General features: G+C 70.1%; 15 protein-coding genes. 7 read left to right on the top strand and 8 right to left on the bottom strand.

Annotated elements, in window-relative coordinates; translation table 11 throughout:
* Positions 1-24: 24 nt before the first annotated feature.
* Complete coding sequence (locus tag J7E22_RS00585; RefSeq protein ID WP_251008534.1) at positions 25-987, bottom strand: alpha/beta hydrolase; 963 nt, start codon at positions 985-987, stop codon at positions 25-27.
* A 284-nt stretch (positions 988-1271) separates the two neighbouring features.
* Between J7E22_RS00585 and J7E22_RS00590 the strand changes: the two genes are divergently transcribed.
* From J7E22_RS00590 to J7E22_RS00600, 3 genes are all read left to right on the top strand, one after another.
* Positions 1272-2276: a helix-turn-helix domain-containing protein gene (locus J7E22_RS00590; protein WP_251008551.1), complete on the top strand. Its 1005-nt coding sequence runs from the start codon at positions 1272-1274 to the stop codon at positions 2274-2276.
* Positions 2276-3061: a hypothetical protein gene (locus tag J7E22_RS00595; protein ID WP_214977903.1), complete on the top strand. Its 786-nt coding sequence runs from the start codon at positions 2276-2278 to the stop codon at positions 3059-3061. Before J7E22_RS00590 ends, J7E22_RS00595 begins: the two co-directional genes overlap by 1 nt.
* Positions 3062-3204: 143 nt before the next feature.
* Positions 3205-3642 carry a VOC family protein gene (locus J7E22_RS00600; RefSeq protein WP_214977905.1) on the top strand — a complete coding sequence of 146 codons (438 nt, stop codon included), beginning with the start codon at positions 3205-3207 and terminating at the stop codon, positions 3640-3642.
* Positions 3643-3713: 71 nt separating this feature from the next.
* Here the strand turns inward: J7E22_RS00600 and J7E22_RS18065 are convergent, their stop codons facing one another.
* From J7E22_RS18065 to J7E22_RS00615, 3 genes are all read right to left on the bottom strand, one after another.
* The gene (locus tag J7E22_RS18065) at positions 3714-4679 is read right to left on the bottom strand and encodes an AraC family transcriptional regulator (protein WP_214977907.1); all 966 of its coding nucleotides are present in this window, start codon (positions 4677-4679) and stop codon (positions 3714-3716) included.
* Positions 4680-5037: 358 nt separating this feature from the next.
* Positions 5038-5478 carry a hypothetical protein gene (locus tag J7E22_RS00610; protein WP_214977910.1) on the bottom strand — a complete coding sequence of 147 codons (441 nt, stop codon included), beginning with the start codon at positions 5476-5478 and terminating at the stop codon, positions 5038-5040.
* A gap of 9 nt (positions 5479-5487) precedes the next feature.
* Positions 5488-7491 (bottom strand): phosphoenolpyruvate carboxykinase (GTP), encoded by a 2004-nt coding sequence (locus tag J7E22_RS00615; protein WP_214977912.1) that lies wholly within the window; start codon positions 7489-7491, stop codon positions 5488-5490.
* Between the two features lie 117 nt (positions 7492-7608).
* Between J7E22_RS00615 and J7E22_RS00620 the strand changes: the two genes are divergently transcribed.
* From J7E22_RS00620 to J7E22_RS00630, 3 genes are all read left to right on the top strand, one after another.
* Positions 7609-9051, top strand: coding sequence for a helix-turn-helix transcriptional regulator (locus J7E22_RS00620; RefSeq protein ID WP_214977913.1), 1443 nt, complete (start codon positions 7609-7611; stop codon positions 9049-9051).
* 52 nt (positions 9052-9103) lie between these two features.
* The gene (locus tag J7E22_RS00625; RefSeq protein WP_214977915.1) at positions 9104-9925 is read left to right on the top strand and encodes a phosphatase PAP2 family protein; all 822 of its coding nucleotides are present in this window, start codon (positions 9104-9106) and stop codon (positions 9923-9925) included.
* A 200-nt stretch (positions 9926-10125) separates the two neighbouring features.
* Positions 10126-10722, top strand: coding sequence for a DapH/DapD/GlmU-related protein (locus tag J7E22_RS00630; protein ID WP_214977917.1), 597 nt, complete (start codon positions 10126-10128; stop codon positions 10720-10722).
* A gap of 117 nt (positions 10723-10839) precedes the next feature.
* On the opposite strand, the gene J7E22_RS00635 is transcribed toward J7E22_RS00630, so the two are convergent.
* The 4 genes from J7E22_RS00635 to J7E22_RS00650 form a co-directional block, all read right to left on the bottom strand.
* Entirely contained in the window at positions 10840-12330 is a 1491-nt protein-coding gene (locus J7E22_RS00635) for a reverse transcriptase family protein (RefSeq protein WP_214977919.1), read from the bottom strand.
* Positions 12331-12448: 118 nt separating this feature from the next.
* Positions 12449-13378 (bottom strand): acetamidase/formamidase family protein, encoded by a 930-nt coding sequence (locus J7E22_RS00640; RefSeq protein WP_214977921.1) that lies wholly within the window; start codon positions 13376-13378, stop codon positions 12449-12451.
* Entirely contained in the window at positions 13375-14817 is a 1443-nt protein-coding gene (locus J7E22_RS00645; protein ID WP_251008535.1) for an APC family permease, read from the bottom strand. Before J7E22_RS00645 ends, J7E22_RS00640 begins: the two co-directional genes overlap by 4 nt.
* A gap of 201 nt (positions 14818-15018) precedes the next feature.
* Positions 15019-15933 (bottom strand): proline iminopeptidase-family hydrolase, encoded by a 915-nt coding sequence (locus J7E22_RS00650; protein WP_251008536.1) that lies wholly within the window; start codon positions 15931-15933, stop codon positions 15019-15021.
* 96 nt (positions 15934-16029) lie between these two features.
* Between J7E22_RS00650 and J7E22_RS00655 the strand changes: the two genes are divergently transcribed.
* Entirely contained in the window at positions 16030-16761 is a 732-nt protein-coding gene (locus tag J7E22_RS00655) for a FadR/GntR family transcriptional regulator (RefSeq protein ID WP_214977924.1), read from the top strand.
* The last annotated feature ends 41 nt before the right edge of the window (positions 16762-16802 follow it).

Here is a 16802-nt window from a genome sequence, read left to right on the forward strand (position 1 = left end):
CCGGCGTGCGGTCGCTGACCCGGATCAGGAGCGCAGCGCGGTCTGGAGGAACGCGATTGCCTGGGCGATCGCGGCCTTCGCTGCCGCGGTTTCGTGCAACGAGTTGAGCATCACGAAGTCGTGCACGGTCGCCCCGTACCGCGTCTGGGTCACCGGGACGCCCGCACTGCGGAGCTTCCCCGCGAAGGCTTCGCCCTCGTCGCGGAGCACGTCCGCCTCCGCGTTGATCACGAGCGCGGCCGGGAGCCCTGCGAGTTGCTCCGACGTCGCGCGGAGCGGCGAGACGGTTATCTCGTTCCGGTCATCGGTACTGGTCGTGTACTGGTCCCAGAACCACTTCATGCCGTCGAGAGCGAGGTAGTAGCCCGCGGCGAAGTCCTGGTACGAGACTGTGTCGAAGCGCGCATCGGTGACCGGATAGAACAGCACCTGCGCGAGGAACGACACGTCACCCCGTTCCTTCGCCATCAGCGTCAACGCGATGGCCATGTTGCCGCCGACCGAGTCACCGGCGATCGCGATCCGCGACGGATCGAGGTTTCGCTCGGCACCGTGGGCGGTGACCCACTGCGCCGCCGCATAGGACTGCTCGTTCGCGACGGGGTACTGCACATCGGGTGAGCGGTCGTACTCGGGGAACACCACTGCTGCGTTCACGCCGACCGCGAGGTCGCGAACGAGACGATCATGTGTGTGTGCGTCACCGAAGACCCACCCTGCGCCGTGCGTGTACAGGATCACCGGCAAGGTCGCGGTGGTACCCGCCGGCTTCACGATGCGGATCTTCACCGAACTCGTCGGGCCGCCGGGAACGTCGAGCCACTCCTCGTCGACGGCTGGCTTCCAGATCTCCGAGGACTGGAGGTCGTCGACGGCCTTCCGGCCTTGCTCCGGGGGCAGCTGGTAGAGGAACGGCGGCTCGGACGTGGCGTCGACGAGTGCCTGGGCTGCGGGTTCGAGTGAGAGGTTTCTCGGATTGCCGGTCATCATGATCGCCTTCTGGTCGAGATCGGTGGGTCATGCAGACCGTACGGGCGGGGCGGACCGTTGATGTGTGCTGTGTGTGCACGGTGATGGGACGATGCTGCCCCGACTCAGCGCCTCGGCCCGTACGAGCCCCGTTCCCGTGCTGGATCTGCACCGTGGTGTGCTGTGCGTGCACGAACGATCCGATGCCGCCCGGATCACGGGACCATGCGTTGTCCCGCTCCGGGGTCGCGCCTACGCTGATGCCGACCGCTTGGGTCGTGCGAAGGGTGGACACCGTGGTGATGCTGCTCGATTCGACTCACCTTCCTCGCGGCGAACGCAACGACGCCCTCTCCGCGCTCATCTCGGAGGCTTCCGGCCCGACCCGGGTGACCCACTCGGTGCCGGACGAGCAGATCAACAGCGCCACACAGTTCTGGGCCCTGGGCCCGTCGCACGGGCTCATCAGGACATCAGGGTCGGGCATGCGGCTCACGCGCACACCGCAGGAGCTCCGGTCGGAGGGTCGGCCCCTGTTCGCCCTGTCGTTCCAGCATCGGGGCACCAGCACCTACATCCAGCGCGACGGGGTCATCACCCACGCCGCGGGTGAGCTGTACTTGGAGAACGTCGCACGACCCTACGAGTACGCCGGCGACAGCGACGTCGACAACGCTTCGTTCCTGATCAGCCACAACGACCTCGGGCTCTCCGTTCCGGCTGCGATGGAGGCGGGACGGCGGATGCGGACCAGTCCCCTGTACCGACTGATGCAGGGGCACATGGCCCGACTGACGGACATCGCGGCGCAACTCCCCGAGGGCGACCAGGCAGCAGAGCTCCTGGCCGCGTCGACTCTCCAGCTCACCCGGGCACTCCTCGCGAGCACCGATCGGGAGGACCCGCGCGCTCGTGACGCCGTCCATGACACGCAGTACGACACCCTCCTCGCCTACGTCAGACAGCACATCCGGGACCCCTCTCTCGACGCGCGGAGGATTGCACGCGACAACCACGTCTCGATCCGACAGCTCTACAAGATCTGGGCCCGCTCTGACCTGAACCTGCACGAATGGATCCTTCGGGAACGACTGGACCACGCGCGCGCCGAACTCGCTGCCCCCGCCTCGGTCAACGTCACCATCGAGGTCGTCGCTCGAAGGTGGGGATTCAGCGATCCCAGCCACTTCAGTCGCCGATTCCGCGCCGCCTACGGCGTGAGCCCCCGGGAGTGGCGGATGGCCCAGGTCGAGAGTCATCGTCCGGGCGAACCGCCACGTGATGACGACCGCGGATCGGCGCGCTGATGGTCCTGCTCCTCGACACCGCCGCGCTGCCTCCGGGCGACCGCGACGACGCACTGAGCGCGATCTTCAGCGCCGCTTCCGGCCCCACTCGCGTCACGCACGCTGGTCCCGACCAACACATCCGCAACAAGACGGAGTCTTGGAACGTGGGAGACCACAACACGATCATCCGAACCGCTGACACAGACCTTCGGCTGAGCCGTAGCCCGGCATCACTCCGCGCCAGCGGTCGAGAGCTGTTCGCCGTGACCTACCAGAACGTCGGAACCAGCGTCTACCTCAACGGTGACGACATCACCGTTCAGAAGCCCGGCGAGCTCCTCTTCCAGGACATCGCACAGTCGTACGAATTCGCCTTCGACGGGCCGGGCGACAACTTCTCCTTCCTGATGAGCTACGACGACATCGGCATGCCGATCGCTGACGCCGTTCGGGCAGGCCGCCACCTCCGGTCGAGTCCGTTGTACGAACTGGTGCAACAGGACTTCGCCACCCTCGGGACCGCGGCAGCTGCCCTGGCGCCGGATAGCGACGCATCAGCGTTCCTCGCACACGCGACGATCGAGATGACGCGAGCACTCCTCGCCAGCGCCGACACAACCCCCCGAGCAGCACGCGACGTTCTGCACCAGACCCTCCCCACCACGATCGCGGCGCACGCACGTCAGCATCGAACTGCTCCGGAACTCAGCGCAGCGCGCATCGCGGCAATGGTGGGCATATCGGCACCCGACGCACATCGAGTGGTCGCTGAGCGGGATGACCCCGCACCGGACAGTCGCTGAGAACCTGCAGTGCACTGCCGATGACGAGCGACCGGTGGATGGTCCCGTGCTGCAGCCCCGCCGCACCGTCCGGTATCCGACCGATCGGGCAGGCCAGGCAACGCGTCCGTCCGGCGGTCGACCGCCTCGGTAGCATGCGACGCATGGCCATCACGCTGGAGAACGTCGGGATCGCTGTCCGCGACATCGAAGCAACGATCGCGTTCTTCACCGACCTCGGCCTCCAGGTCGTGGGCCGCGACACGATCAGCGGGGACTGGGCCGACACCGCCGTCGGGCTGGACGGCAACCGCGCGAGGATCGCCGTGCTCACCACGCCCGACGGTCACGGTCAGATCGAACTCTTCGAGTACCTCCACCCGCACGCGATCGAGACCGAGCCCACCCGGCCGAACGAGATCGGCATGCACCGCATCGCGTTCTCCGTCGACGACATCGACGCCGCACTCGAGATCGCGGCACGGCACGGCTGCCGCCCGCTGCGTGGCGTGGCGACGTACGGCGACGTCTACAAGCTCACGTACCTCCGCGGACCGAGCGGCATCATCGTGATGCTCGCCCAGGAACTCGGTACCGCCTGAAGCCCGTTCCGGGAGATCGTCCCCTGACCGACCGGTGATCGACACCCAGTCGCGAGCACCGGCGGCCGGCGTCAGCGGCGGAGTGTCCGTTTCGGGTAGTCGCCGAACTGCTTGCGGTACTCGCTGGAGAACCGTCCGAGGTGGGTGAACCCCCACCGCGACGCGACGGCAGCGACGGAGGTGGTCTCCGGGTCCGCGGTGAGCAGGTCCGCGTGGGCGCGGCGGAGCCGCACCTGACGCAGGTAGTTCATCGGGGTGCGCCCGAGGCTGCGTTGGAAGGACTCCTGCAGGCCGCGGACGCTGAGGTCCGCGGCGAGCGCGATGTCGGAGACCGTCAAGGAGTCGGCGGTGTGTTCGTGGATGAAGTCCACCGCTGCACGCAGGTGGGCGTTCCTCCGGTCACCGAAGCCCTGGGGGAGCGGCTCGCCCTCGAACCGGTACAGGCCGAACAGGGAACGAGCGACGTCTCGTTGTGCCTCGTGCCACGCGAGCGATGCCGTGCCGTCCGCCCGGAGCGCGCCCATCGCGGCGGTGATCGATCCACGCCACTGGAGCACCGCCTCCACGCTGGGTGTGGCGGACCGGTCGAACGCGAGGGAACCGTCCGTCAGGTAGCGCTCGGCGGCGACGTCGAGGACGAGCCCGCGGCTGAGGTGCACCAGGCGCTGGTCCCAGTCCTCGTACTCCATCTCGAACCGCTGCTCGATCGGGAACAGTGTCGGGACGCCGAGCTGCATCTGCACCTCGTTCCGGCGGACGTCGACCCGTGCCCGGCCGGCGTCGATCCACTGCACGACGACCTCGTTCTCGACGGCGACGTCGCCGCGGAGGTAGCCGTGCATCTGGGAGCGTCGGATGCTCAGCTGGTCGTCGCCGACGGCCACGTACTTGTACCAGTAGTCGGAGTCGACGTGCGACGAGTACCACGCACGACCCGCGTACATGCCGGCGAGGTCCTGGATGGCGGTGCTGGTGTCCGTCCCCGCGACGGCGACCAAGGGAGCGATCGGAGCCGGCGCGGTCTGCACGTCCGTCACGACGTGGACGCTCCGCGACCACGCGCGTGGTCGGGGAAAACGTCGTCGAACGCGCGAGCAGCGGGGGTTCGGGGGGTGCCCGCATGGAACGGGCCGGATTGGAGGAACAGGGTCGTGTCGGTCATCAGGGGACCGGCCTTCCGTGAGGCTGTGGACGCCTCATCGCTACCGGGCCGTCTCGTTCCGCCAGCGCTCCGCGATCGCGGACATCGTTCTGGCGGGGAGAACACAGGTGCACCCAGCGCTGCGACGTTACGACGATCCGGGGGCTGTCACCAGCCCGGGAACGAGATCGTTCGAAAAGTGGACGTTTCAATAAGTGAACAAGTCCGATCCAGTGCCAACGACTGCCCGGTGGTCAGTGGATGGTGGTGCGACCGGTCACGGCGCACACGTTGGTCGTGATCCAGTCAGGGGCGCTGCCCGGGCTGATGACGCCCGCCCGGACGTCGCGCGCGAAGCTCACGGCGAGCGCGCTGAGGCGGCCGTCGGGAGACTCCGGGTCGTCCCGCGTCACGTGCACGGACAGCCACAGCGTCAGCGCGGGACCGAAGCGGGCCGCGCCGGCGGCCGTGCCGGCGAAGTGCCGGACCTGTCCGAGGGTGCCGTCGTCGTACTCGCTGCGGAAGCCGGTCCCACGAACGGTGTTCCGCCCGCCGCGCGCGAGGTCCAGGATCCCCAGCGGTCCCCGGCGGATGCCCGCGCCCGCTCGGCCGAGACGGACGAGGAAATCCCGTGGGGACTGAGCCTGTTCCGCGACATCCGCGGCGAGCCGAGCCAGCTCTGCACACGCGTCCACCGGTTCACCCTACTGGCGGTCGGGGCGCCCCGTCAGGGAGCACGGACCGACGGAAGATGCGCGGACCGACGGAGGCAGCACGGCCGCGTCGGTCTGTGCTGCTGCGAGCCGATCGCGGAGCCGAGCGAGTTCGTCGCGGAGGACATCGGGCACGTGGTCACCGAGCGCGGCGAAGAACGCCTCGGTCTGCTCGCACTCGTCGAGCCACGATCCCGGGTCGACCTCGAACAGGGCCTCCAGGGTGTCGTCGCTCACCTCGAGCCCGCGGAGGTCGAGCGATCCCGGCGCGGGGATCGTCCCGATCGGTGTCGCGGCCCCGGCGGCCTCGTCCGCGATGCGGCCCGCGATCCAGGCGAGCACGCGGCTGTTCTCCCCGAACCCCGGCCACAGGAACGAACCGTCGGCGCCCTTCCGGAACCAGTTCACCTGGAAGATCTTCGGCGCGTGCTCGCCCAGCGCCTCGCCGACGTCGAGCCAGTGCTGCCAGTGGTCGCCCATGTTGTAGCCGGCGAACGGGAGCATGCCGAACGGGTCGCGGCGGAGTTCGCCCACCGCACCCTCCTGGGCAGCGGTCGTCTCGCTGGCGATGGTCGCGCCGACGAACACGCCGTGGGTCCAGTCCTCGGCCTCGACGACGAGCGGCACGTTCGTCGCTCGTCGACCACCGAACACGATCGCGTCGATCGGCACACCGTCGGGTTCGTACCAGTCGGACGCGAGCGTGGGGCACTGCTCGATCGGAACGGTGAAGCGGGCGTTCGGGTGGGCAGCGGGCGTCCCCGTCTCCGGCGTCCACGGGGCTCCACGCCAGTCGATGAGGTGCTCGGGCGGCGTAGGCGTCTTGCCCTCCCACCACACCTCGCCGCCCTCGGTCACGGCGACGTTCGTGAAGATGGTGTGTTCCCGCATCGTCTCGATCGCGACGGGGTTGCTCTCGACGGACGTTCCGGGCGCGACCCCGAAGAACCCGGCTTCCGGGTTGATCGCGAACAGCCGGCCGTCGGCGCCCGGCCGGAGCCAGGCGATGTCGTCACCGATGGTCTCCACCGTCCACCCGGGGATCGTCGGTCGGAGCATCGCGAGGTTCGTCTTGCCGCAGGCGCTCGGGAACGCCGCCGCCATGTGCACCGGCCGCCCCGCAGGCGGTGTCAGCTTCAGCACGAGCATGTGCTCCGCCAGCCAGCCCTCGTCGCGTCCCATCACGGAGGCGATCCGCAGCGCGAAGCACTTCTTGGACAGCAGCGCGTTCCCGCCGTACCCGGACCCGAACGACCAGATCGCCCGTTCCTCCGGGAAATGGGAGATGAACTTCACCGGGTTGCTCGGCCATGCGACGTCCGCACGCCGTCGCGTGCCGCCGTGTCCGTCCCGATCGCCGTCGCCGTCGCCGTCGCCATCGCCATCGCCATCGCGGAGCGGGTACCCGACGCTGTGCACGCCCGCGACCCACTCCGCGTCGGGACCGATCGCAGCGAGCGCAGCATCGCCGACACGAGCCATGATGCCGAGCGACAGCGCGGCGTACGGGGAATCGGTGACCTGCACCCCGACCTGCGAGATCGACCCGCCGACGGGTCCCATCGAGTACGGCACCACGTACATCGTCCGACCGCGCATGCACCCCGCGAACAGCGCGTCGAGCTCCGCGTGCATGGCCGAGGGCTCCCGCCAGTTGTTCGTCGGCCCGGCATCGTCCTCACGGACGGAGCAGATGAACGTCCGGTCTTCCATCCGCGCCACGTCGTCCGGATCGGACCGGGCGAGGAAGCTGTCCGGGTGCGCGACCGGATCGAGCGGGAGGAGCGAGCCCGCAGCGACCATCTCGCTCGTCAGGCGCCTCCACTCCGCGTCCGAGCCGTCGCACCAGACGACCTCGTCGGGACGGGTCAGCGTCGTGATGCGGGCCACCCAGTCGGCCAGCCGTGGATCGGCGACGTCCGAGCGCTCGGCTCCCGGGGGCAGCTCCGCGATCGCCACGGATCGGAGGCGGGGGACTGGGTGGGCGTCCGTCATGGGGGATCTCCTCGTCGAGATGTCCTGGTCGCTCCAGGCTGCTGGGCATCGAGGCTCTCGGGCGGTACGCTGCCGCGGAAAGAACACGTGTTCTTCCCAGATCGAGAAACCGAGACGATGACGTCCCCTTCCCCTGCGGTGTTCCTGCTCGGCCAGTGGATCCGGCACATGCGGACCGAGCGGTCCATGACCCTCGAGGTCCTCGGGCGCGCCGTGTCGCTCGCGCCGAGCCAGCTCTCGATGATCGAGAACGGCCTCCGCGAGCCGAAGTTCTCGGTGCTCACCCGGATCGCCGCAGCCCTCGGCACGGACGTCGCGACGCTCACGCAGGACGAGCCTCCGACGGACCGAGCGCGGCTGGAACTGGAACTCGCGCACTACCAGAGCGCCCCGATGCTCGAGCGGCTCGGCCTCCCGCGGATCGAGTCGCGGCGCAGTCTGCCCGACGACGCGCTCGCCGGCATCGTCGCGCTCCACGCCGCCCTCGACGCCCGCGTGCGTGAATCCGCCGCGACCCAGGTCGCCGGTCGGCAGGCGATGACCGCGCTGCGGCTCGAAGGCCAGGCGATCGACAACTACCACGAGGACATCGAGGACCGGGCGGCCGACCTCATGGCCTCCATCGACCGGCCGGCCGGTCCGTTGACCCACCACACCGTGGCCCGCCTTGCAGAGCACCTCGGGTACCGGCTCGTCCACGTCGACGACCTGCCGGCCTCCACGCGGACCATCACGGATCGTGAGAACGGGGTCATCTACCTGCCGCCGGCCACGACGCCTGGTGGCCACGGCCTCCGGAGTCTGGCGCTGCAAGCGCTGGCACACCGGGTGCTCCAGCATCGCGAGCCGGCCGACTACGCCGAGTTCCTCCGGCAGCGCATCGAGATCACGACGTTCGCGGCCGCCTGCCTGGTGCCGCGGGACACGGCTGTCCCGTTCCTGCTGGACGCCAAGGCCGAGCACGACATCGCGCTCGAAGACCTCCGCGACGCGTACGGGGTGACCCACGAGACCGCCGCGCACCGCTTCACGAGCCTGGCGACACGTTTCCTCGACCTGCCCGTGCACTTCGTCCGCATCCGACGGTCCGGCGCTGTCGTCAAGGCGTACGAGAACGACGGGATCGTGTTCCCGTCGGATGCGGAGGGCGGCATCGTCGGGCAGATCGTCTGCGCGAAGTGGGCGGCCCGGACCGCGTTCGCGAGCCGCAACCGCTCCCGGGAGCACTACCAGTACACCGACACCCCGACCGGGACGTACTGGTGCAGCGTGCAGACGGGAACCGACGACGACGAGTTCTCCATCACGCTCGGCACGCCGTTCGCCCACGCGAAGTGGTTCCGCGGACGCGAGACGACCGTCCGGCGCGCCTCGGACTGCCCGGACCCGGCGTGCTGTCGTCGCCCGGACCCGGCGCTGGAACAACGGTGGCACGCGAGTGCGTGGCCCAGCGCCAAGCTCGGCGAGCACGTCCTCGCCCCGTTGCCGACGGGCCGGTTCCCCGGCGTGGACGACGGCGAGGTCTACCGGTTCCTGGAATCGCACGCGGCCGCCGACTGACCATCACGGATACGCCGACGTCCTGTCAGGAGGACGCGGACACACTGCATGGATGGACCAACCCGCCTCCAGTGCGACCCCCGAGACCAGCGACCGGTTCGTCGCCGACCGTGACGTCACCAACTGGACGACCCCCGTCGGCCGCACGCTCGCGCAGGAACACCGCAAGCTCAGCGAGCGCCTCGGCGCCCACGGTGCGCTGATCGTCTCCCTCACCGTCGGCGGGGCGATCTCCGTCGCCACCGCGTACAGCGCCTCCCGGATCTTCGCCGCCGTCTCCGGGAGCACCGGCATCCAGTCGCTCGACGCGCCGATCCTCGCGGCCGCGAAGCGGCTGCGTTCCCCGGCGCTCGACGCGACCGCGGCCACCATCGCCCACGTGTTCGGACCGGTCGGGATGCCGCTCATGACGCTCGCCGCGGGCGGGGTGCTGTCCGCGCGCGGCCGGACGCGCACGCCCCTGACGCTCCTCGTCGCCGCCGGCACCGGCTCCCTGCTGATGACCCTGAGCGGCAAGGACATGATCAAGCGGAACCGGCCGGCGAAGGCCGACGCCATCTCGCCGTACGAGACGTCGCCGTCCTTCCCGTCGGGTCACACCCTGAACGCGACGACGATCGCCGGGACGCTCGCGTACCTGCTGATGCTGCGGCAGAAGAGCAAGTTCCGTCAGGGTGCCGTCGCAGCGGCAGCCGCGGGCACGGCGGCGGGCGTCGGACTCAGCCGGGTCCTGCTCGGCGCGCACTGGTTCACCGACGTCCTGGTCGGATGGACGACCGGGAGCGGGTGGCTGGGCCTGGTCATCACGAGCCACCGCCTGTACCTGACGAGCCGTCGGGCCGGGGTGCCCGCGGAGGCGCCGAGCCAGCGATGACGCGGTCGTGCACACGGGGAGCGCTGATCGCGAGCCGATCCTGCACAGTGCTCCTGATGCACGTGAGCGCCGGCTCGCCTGGTGGCGACCCCGCAACGATCCCGCACGCTCCCCACACTCGCGTTGTCCCCACAACGAGGGACACGTAGCGTGGGATGAGGTGCGTTCTCGTCGCACCACCTGACGACTGGATCCCCACGATGTCCGCACACCCTGACGACCGCACCTCGTTCCTCGCCCGGCTGCGTGAGGACATGGCCCTCGCCGTGGACCGCACCATCTGGACCCGCTTCATCGGATCCGACTTCGTGCCCCGCACGGTCCGTCGGTTCGTCCTCAACCGCGCCGGTGCACACGCGCTCTCGAGCACCGGTTCCGGCTTCGAACTCACCGGCAGCCCCCGCTTCCTGACGATCGGCACCGGGGTCTACGTGAACAGCGACGTGCAGATCCAGGCCATCGCTCCCGTGACGATCGGCGACTACTCCGCCATCGGCATGCAGACGCTCATCGCGACGAGCGACCACCCGATCGACGAGGACGGGCACTGGAGCATGAGCCCCGTCGGTCGGCCCGTGCACATCGGCTCGCGTGTGTGGATCGGGGGGCGGGTGACGATCCTGCCCGGTGCCACCATCGAGGACGACGTCGTGGTCGCGGCCGGAGCGGTCGTCACCGGGCGCCTGGCGTCTTGGGGCGTGTACGGCGGGGTGCCCGCAAAGCGGATCCGCGACCTGCGACCGGCCAGCCGGGTCGGCGCGTCGTCCAGCGAACCCGGCACCGCGCCGACCCGCTGACGACCGGGACGACCGGGACCACCACGGCGAACGCGCGAACGGCATGACCCACGAACGCGCGAACGCAGGACCGACGCGCGAACGCAGGACCCACGAACGCGGCGAACGCACGAACGCTCACCCCCACTCGATCCGCTCGAACACCGCCCGCAACCGCGCCCCGCGCTCCGGGTTCAGCTGCATCATCCAGGTGATCCGCCCCTCCAGGTGTGCCCGGAAGTCCGGGTGCCCAGCCCGGTTCTGACCCTGCGGCCCGTGCACCGCGCAATTGTGCAGGATCGCCTTCAGGCGGTCGTGCTCGGCCCGTCCCGGCGCGACACGCTCGTTCACGACGATCCCCGTCACCGACTGCCGTCGTCCGCGGCGCCGCACGCGGGTCTTCGCCTGGTTGATCGTGTGCCCCTGCTCCACGACGATCCGCCCCACCGCGCGCAGGAACCCGTCCACGCTGCCGGCGAAGTGGTCGTCCCCGCTGAACGTCAGGTCGTCCGCGTACCGGGTGTAGGTCGCTCCGGACGCTGCGGCGAGGCCCGCCAGCCGGGCGTCGAGGTGCCGCAGCGACAGGTTCGCGAGCACCGGCGACGACGGCGCACCCTGGGGCAGGTGGGGGAGTCGGAGCGCCTGCCGCAGGGCGAAGCGGTGCTCGACAGATCCGCCGTCGGGCATGGTACGGAGCGCGTGCACGGGCACCCGGGCGGTGCAGAGCCCGGTGAGCACCCGCGCGACGGGCTCCGCGAACCCGGCGGTACGGAACACCCCGAAGACCGACCCGGCGGTCACCGACGCGAAGAACGCGGTGAGGTCCACGGTCACGACGACCTGTCGGCCGACGTGCTCCGCCGCCCCGGTGACCGCGCTCCGCCCCGCGACGAAGCCGTGCGCGGCGTCGTGCACCGGCAGCGCCCCGAGCAGCCCGTCGAGCAGGAGCCGCTGCGTGCGCCGGAGCAGGGGTTTCGGCTTCTCGATGAGCCGCGGCGTCCGTCCGCCACGCGGGATCCACGCGTACCCGTAGTGGTGCAGGGCACTGGAGGCGTCGGGCCGCCGGTTCCATCCACCCGGGTCCGCGAGCCACAGCAGGTGACCGACGGTCAGGTCGAGCGCCCGTGCGAGTTCGGGCACCGTGTCGACGAGCAGCGGGCTGTCGACGGACCGACCGGCCCGGACCGCGCCCACCGGACGAGCGAGGATCCGGACGGGCCGGACACGGGGATCGCGGGCCGCGTACGCGGACTGGAGGCGCGGTGCCGCGGCCAGCACACGCGCCAGTTGGCGGGGTGCGTCGCTCGGTGCGCGCGGGTACGCATCGAGCGCGGCGCCGACGGCGAGACCGACGATCGCGCGCTCCACCCCGATCGCGTCGTACCCGACGGCCGTGAGCGCCGGACGCGACCAGTCGTCGGCGGTCAGGAAGGCGTCCGCCAGCGCCTGTGCGACCTCGGCGAGCGGACCGGGGTTCCCGGGGGACTGATCGGTGCTGCCGTGAGGGAGCGCGCGCGGAGCGCGCCGAGCCTCTCGGGGCGGGTGTGTCAGCTGTTCCTGCGTTCCCCGGGGTTGCCCCGGAGAGGACGACGCACCACGTACGCCGTCCGCCTCCCCCGGGAACCCCATGGCGGAACAGTACCGACGACGTGTGACGGCGCACCAGGCCCGCCTCCAGCCGGTGGTCGGTCTGGAGGCGCGGTGCGGGTGACCGACGTCGGTCACCGGCCGCGCGCCTCCAGGGCGGTCAGAGCACCGACTTCGGGACCCGGTGCAGGGTGACCGCGCCGACTGCGTCGAACGGGTGCAGCGGGTCCGGCGAACCCGAGCCGGTCGGGCCACCGAGCTTCGAGTCACCGACGGCACTGAGTACCGCGTACGCGTCTTCGGCCTTCCACCCGTGCCCGTCGACGAGGAAGGCGAAGGCGTCCTCGTACCCGCGGCGGATGCTCTCCTGCACGGGGTCGCCGAGCCCGACGAACAGCCACTCGTCGTCGGTCTCGATGCGGGGAGCCCGGAGCGCCGGGCCGCCCTTGACGACCTCGACGGAGACGATCGCCGTGCCCTGCGCCTCGATGGCGACGAAGGACGACTCACCCTCCGCCATGAGCGCGTGGATGTCGCCGATCGACAAGAGCGCTCCGGGGACCCGGACCGGCAGGTGCACGGACGAGCCGGGGCGGGCCTCGGTCACGTCCATGTTCCCGCCCTCGGCGTACGCGGGCATGATCGTGGAGTTCTCACCGTCGGCCGGTGCGACCCCGATGCACCCGATCATCGGCCGGACGGGGAACGCGTGGCGGTCGGTGACATGCACCTGGCCGTCCACGATCGGGCAGCGGCGGGCGAAGACGCGGTCGCCCATCACGTGTTGCAGCGCGCCGGAGCCGGGCAGCGACACCGACCACCCGTGCGTCGTGAGCTGGATGTCGTGGATCGTCACCACGAGCGTGTCACCGGGCTCGGCGCCCTCCACGTACACGGGACCGGTGACCGGGTTGATCGGCGCTGACAGCTGGGCCATGTCGTGGTGCTGGTCCAGTTCTGCGTACACCGCGTCCGTCGTCTCGAACCCGATCGTCTCGCCGGTGCCCGCGACGATCGTCAGGACCGGCTCGCGGTCGGCGGTGTAGCCGGGGCGGCCGAGCGTGTTCGGCAGGAAGTGGTCCGGGGTCATCGGTGGTCCTCCGTGGTGGTGGGGGTGGGCGGGTTCGCGCCTTCGCCGAGGCTGCTCGGTTCCTCGGCTCCGACGTCGGTCGGGCGGCCCGTGCGTCGGTAGTACAGGAAGACACCGGCGCCGACGATCAGCCAGACGATGCCGCCGACCTTGGCCTCGACGGCGGCGTTGAGCAGCACGTACCCGATGATCAGGAAGCCGATCAGCGGGACGACGAGGTGCAGCAGCCAGTTCCGCGATCCGCCCCGGACGATGTGGTGCACGAACACCGACACGTGCAGGAGCATGAAGCCGAACAGCGCGCCGAAGTTCACCAGGGACGAGATCGTGTCGATCTGGCCGACGAAGAACAGCACGAGGATCGCGGAGAGCACCGAGACGACGATGATCGCGTTCTGCGGGACCTGACGGCCGTTGAGCTTGTGCAGGAACGCCGGCAGCTGCCGATCGCGGCTCATCGAGAACAGCAGTCGGCTCGTCGCAGCTTGGGCGGCCATCGCGTTGGCGATGCCGATAGCGAGGACGTTCACCGCGAAGAACGCCGTCGCCCAACCGCTCGACGATGCCTGGCGGACGACGTCGAAGAACGCGTTGCCGACCTCGTTGTCCGGGAACGAGTCGCGACCGGCGGCGAGGGCGGAAGCGAGCCACGTCTGCAGGACGAACAGGAACGCGACGATCACGAGCGCGAGGATCATCGCGAGACCAGCGCCGCCGCGGCGACCGGTCGATTCCTCGGAAAGGGTCGAGATGCCGTCGAAGCCGAGGAAGCTCAGGACCGCGATCGAGAGTGCTGACGCGATGAGCGGAGCGGACACCTTCGCGGGGTCCCACACCTGGGCGGTGCTGAACGAGGAACCCGGCACCGTGCCACCGGTCAGCGCGATGATCGCGATGACGACGAAGATCACGACGAACACGAGCTCGATGAGCAGGAAGATCCGGTTCGCGAGCTTGAGGGACGAGACCCCGAGCAGGTTGATCACGGTGTTGATCGCCACGAACAGCAGCGCCCACATCCACCGCGGGGTCCCCGGGAAGATGCCGATCATGCTCTCGGCCGCGAACACGTAGAGCAGCGTCGGGACGAGCAGGTAGTCGAGCAAGATCGCCCAGCCGGCGAAGAACCCGGCGGTGGGGTGGATCCCGCGACCGACGTACGAGAACACGCTGCCGGCGAGGGGGATCGATTTCGCCATCTGGGCGTACGCGAGCGCGGTGAAGATCATCGCGACGAGGCCGACCAGGTAGACGAGCGGGACCATGCCCTTCGACGCGTTGAAGACGGTGCCGAAGATCGCCCACGGGGCGATCGGCACCATGAAGACCAGCCCGTAGATGAGCAGGTCGGTGGTGGAGACGGAGCGCTTGAGCTCCTGCTTGTAGCCGTAGGCCTCGAGCTGCTGCTGCGCGGAGAGCTCGCTGTGCTGCTGCGACATGGTCGGTTCCGTTTCGGGTGGAGGGACGGTGCGGAGGTGGGAGCGGCGAACGGGAGGCACGTGGCGGGGTGCGGGAGGTGCCGCCCGTCCGGGATGCGGCCGGTCGGGGTGGGACCGGTCGGAGTGGGTCCGGCTGGGTCGCGCCGGTGAGGGTCGGGCCGGAGAGGGTGGGGCCGGTCAGGGTGGGGCCGACGGTGCCGATCAGCCGGTGAGCTGGTCGTCGTGGTCGGCGAGGAACGCCGCGATGACGCGGCGGAACTCCTCGGGTTGCTCCAGGTGTGAGCAGTGGCTGGCGCCCGGGAACACGTGCTGCCGGACGTCGGCGATCCGATCGACGAAGGGTGTCCAGGTGGCCGGGGTCGCTTCGTCGTGCTCACCGGCGACGACGAGGGTCGGGACGGTCACTCGGTCGAGCCGGTCGATGACGGTCCAGTCACGCAGGGTGCCGACGACGTGGAACTCGTTCGGCCCGTTCATCGTGTGGTAGACGGTCGGCTCTGCTTCCATCTGAGCCTCGGAGTCGACGAAGTCCTGCGGCATCGGCACCACCCGGCAGACGTGGCGTTCGTAGAACACCTCGGTGGCGGCGAGGTACTCGGGGTCCTGGACGGTGCCGTCTGCCTCGTGCCGGGTGAGGGCGTCCTGCACGTCGGCAGGGAGCTCGGCCCGGAGCTCGGCCGCGCCCTCGACCCAGAGCTGCATCGAGGCGGGGGAGTTGCAGATCGCCAGGCTGCGGAGCCCGACGGGCTGACGCACGGCGATCTCGGCACCGAGCATGCCGCCCCAGGACTGTCCGAGCACGTGGTGCTCCCCGAGCCCGAGGTGTTCGACGAGGGCCGCGTACTCGTCGACGAAGAGTTGCGGCGTCCAGAACTCGGCGGGGGCGTCGGGCCGGTGCGAACTGCGACCACAACCGAACTGGTCGTGGTGCACGACCGTCCGACCGGTCTGGTCGGCCAGCTCCGCGAGGTTCCGTAGGTAGTCGTGCGCCATGCCGGGACCGCCGTGCAGGACCACCAGGGGCAGAGCACCGGGGACGGCGTCGTCCGGAGTGGTGACCCGGAACCAGGTCTCGCCGTCCTGGAACGGCATCGCGGATTCGGTGATGATGGCCATGACGGTCAGCATGGACCGAGAAAAGGTCTGGCACAAGACCATTACGGCTGCTTTAACGTGGCCGTAACAGCGTTGCGGAGCGGGGAGGGGACACGAGTGACGGATCGGGCGGCGGAACCCCGGGTCGACGAGGTCGAGGACCGGCTCGTCACGGCGGTCGCGGTCGGTGAGTACCTCCCCGGCTCCCGGCTTCCGCCGGAACGTGAACTCGCCGTCCTGCTCGGGGTCGCCCGGGTCACCGTCCGCGGCGCGCTATCACGCCTCGTCGACCGTGGGCTCCTCGAGACCCGGCGCGGCAGGGGCGGCGGCACCTTCGTGCGGACGCAGTGGCCGGATTCGTCGTCCGACTCGGTGGGTCGGACCCTGCTGGCCCGATGGGCGGGCATCCGGGACACCGCCGACGCGATCGCCCTGCTGCACGGCGCCCTCGCAACCGCAGCTGCCGAACGCATCACCGACGCGGGGGCCGCGACCATCCGGGACCGACTCGAGGCGTTCCGGTCGGCGGAGTCCGGTTTCGGCAAGCAGCAGGCCGATGCGGTGCTGCACCGCTCCATCATCGAGGCCGCTCGCAACGACGTGCTCGGTGGGACGTTGGCGGCACTCGAGTCGCAGATCTCGATCGCCGCTCCGGCGCACCTGTGGGGGACACCGGAGGGGATGGTCGAGATGGAGGTACGGGCACTCCGGGAACACGAGACCCTCGTCGACGCCGTGTGCGGCGGTCGCGCCGCCGAGGCCGGGGTGGTGGCACGACGGCACGTCGGCATCGACCTGGAGCTCCTCGAACAGGCGATGCTCCGCGCGGGCCAGGTCCCCACCCACTGAGCGCACCGCGTGCACCCGGATCCCCCGAGTAACCTTCGCCG

Origin of the sequence: Curtobacterium sp. ISL-83 (genome assembly GCF_018613895.1) — a bacterium.
GTDB lineage: Bacteria > Actinomycetota > Actinomycetes > Actinomycetales > Microbacteriaceae > Curtobacterium.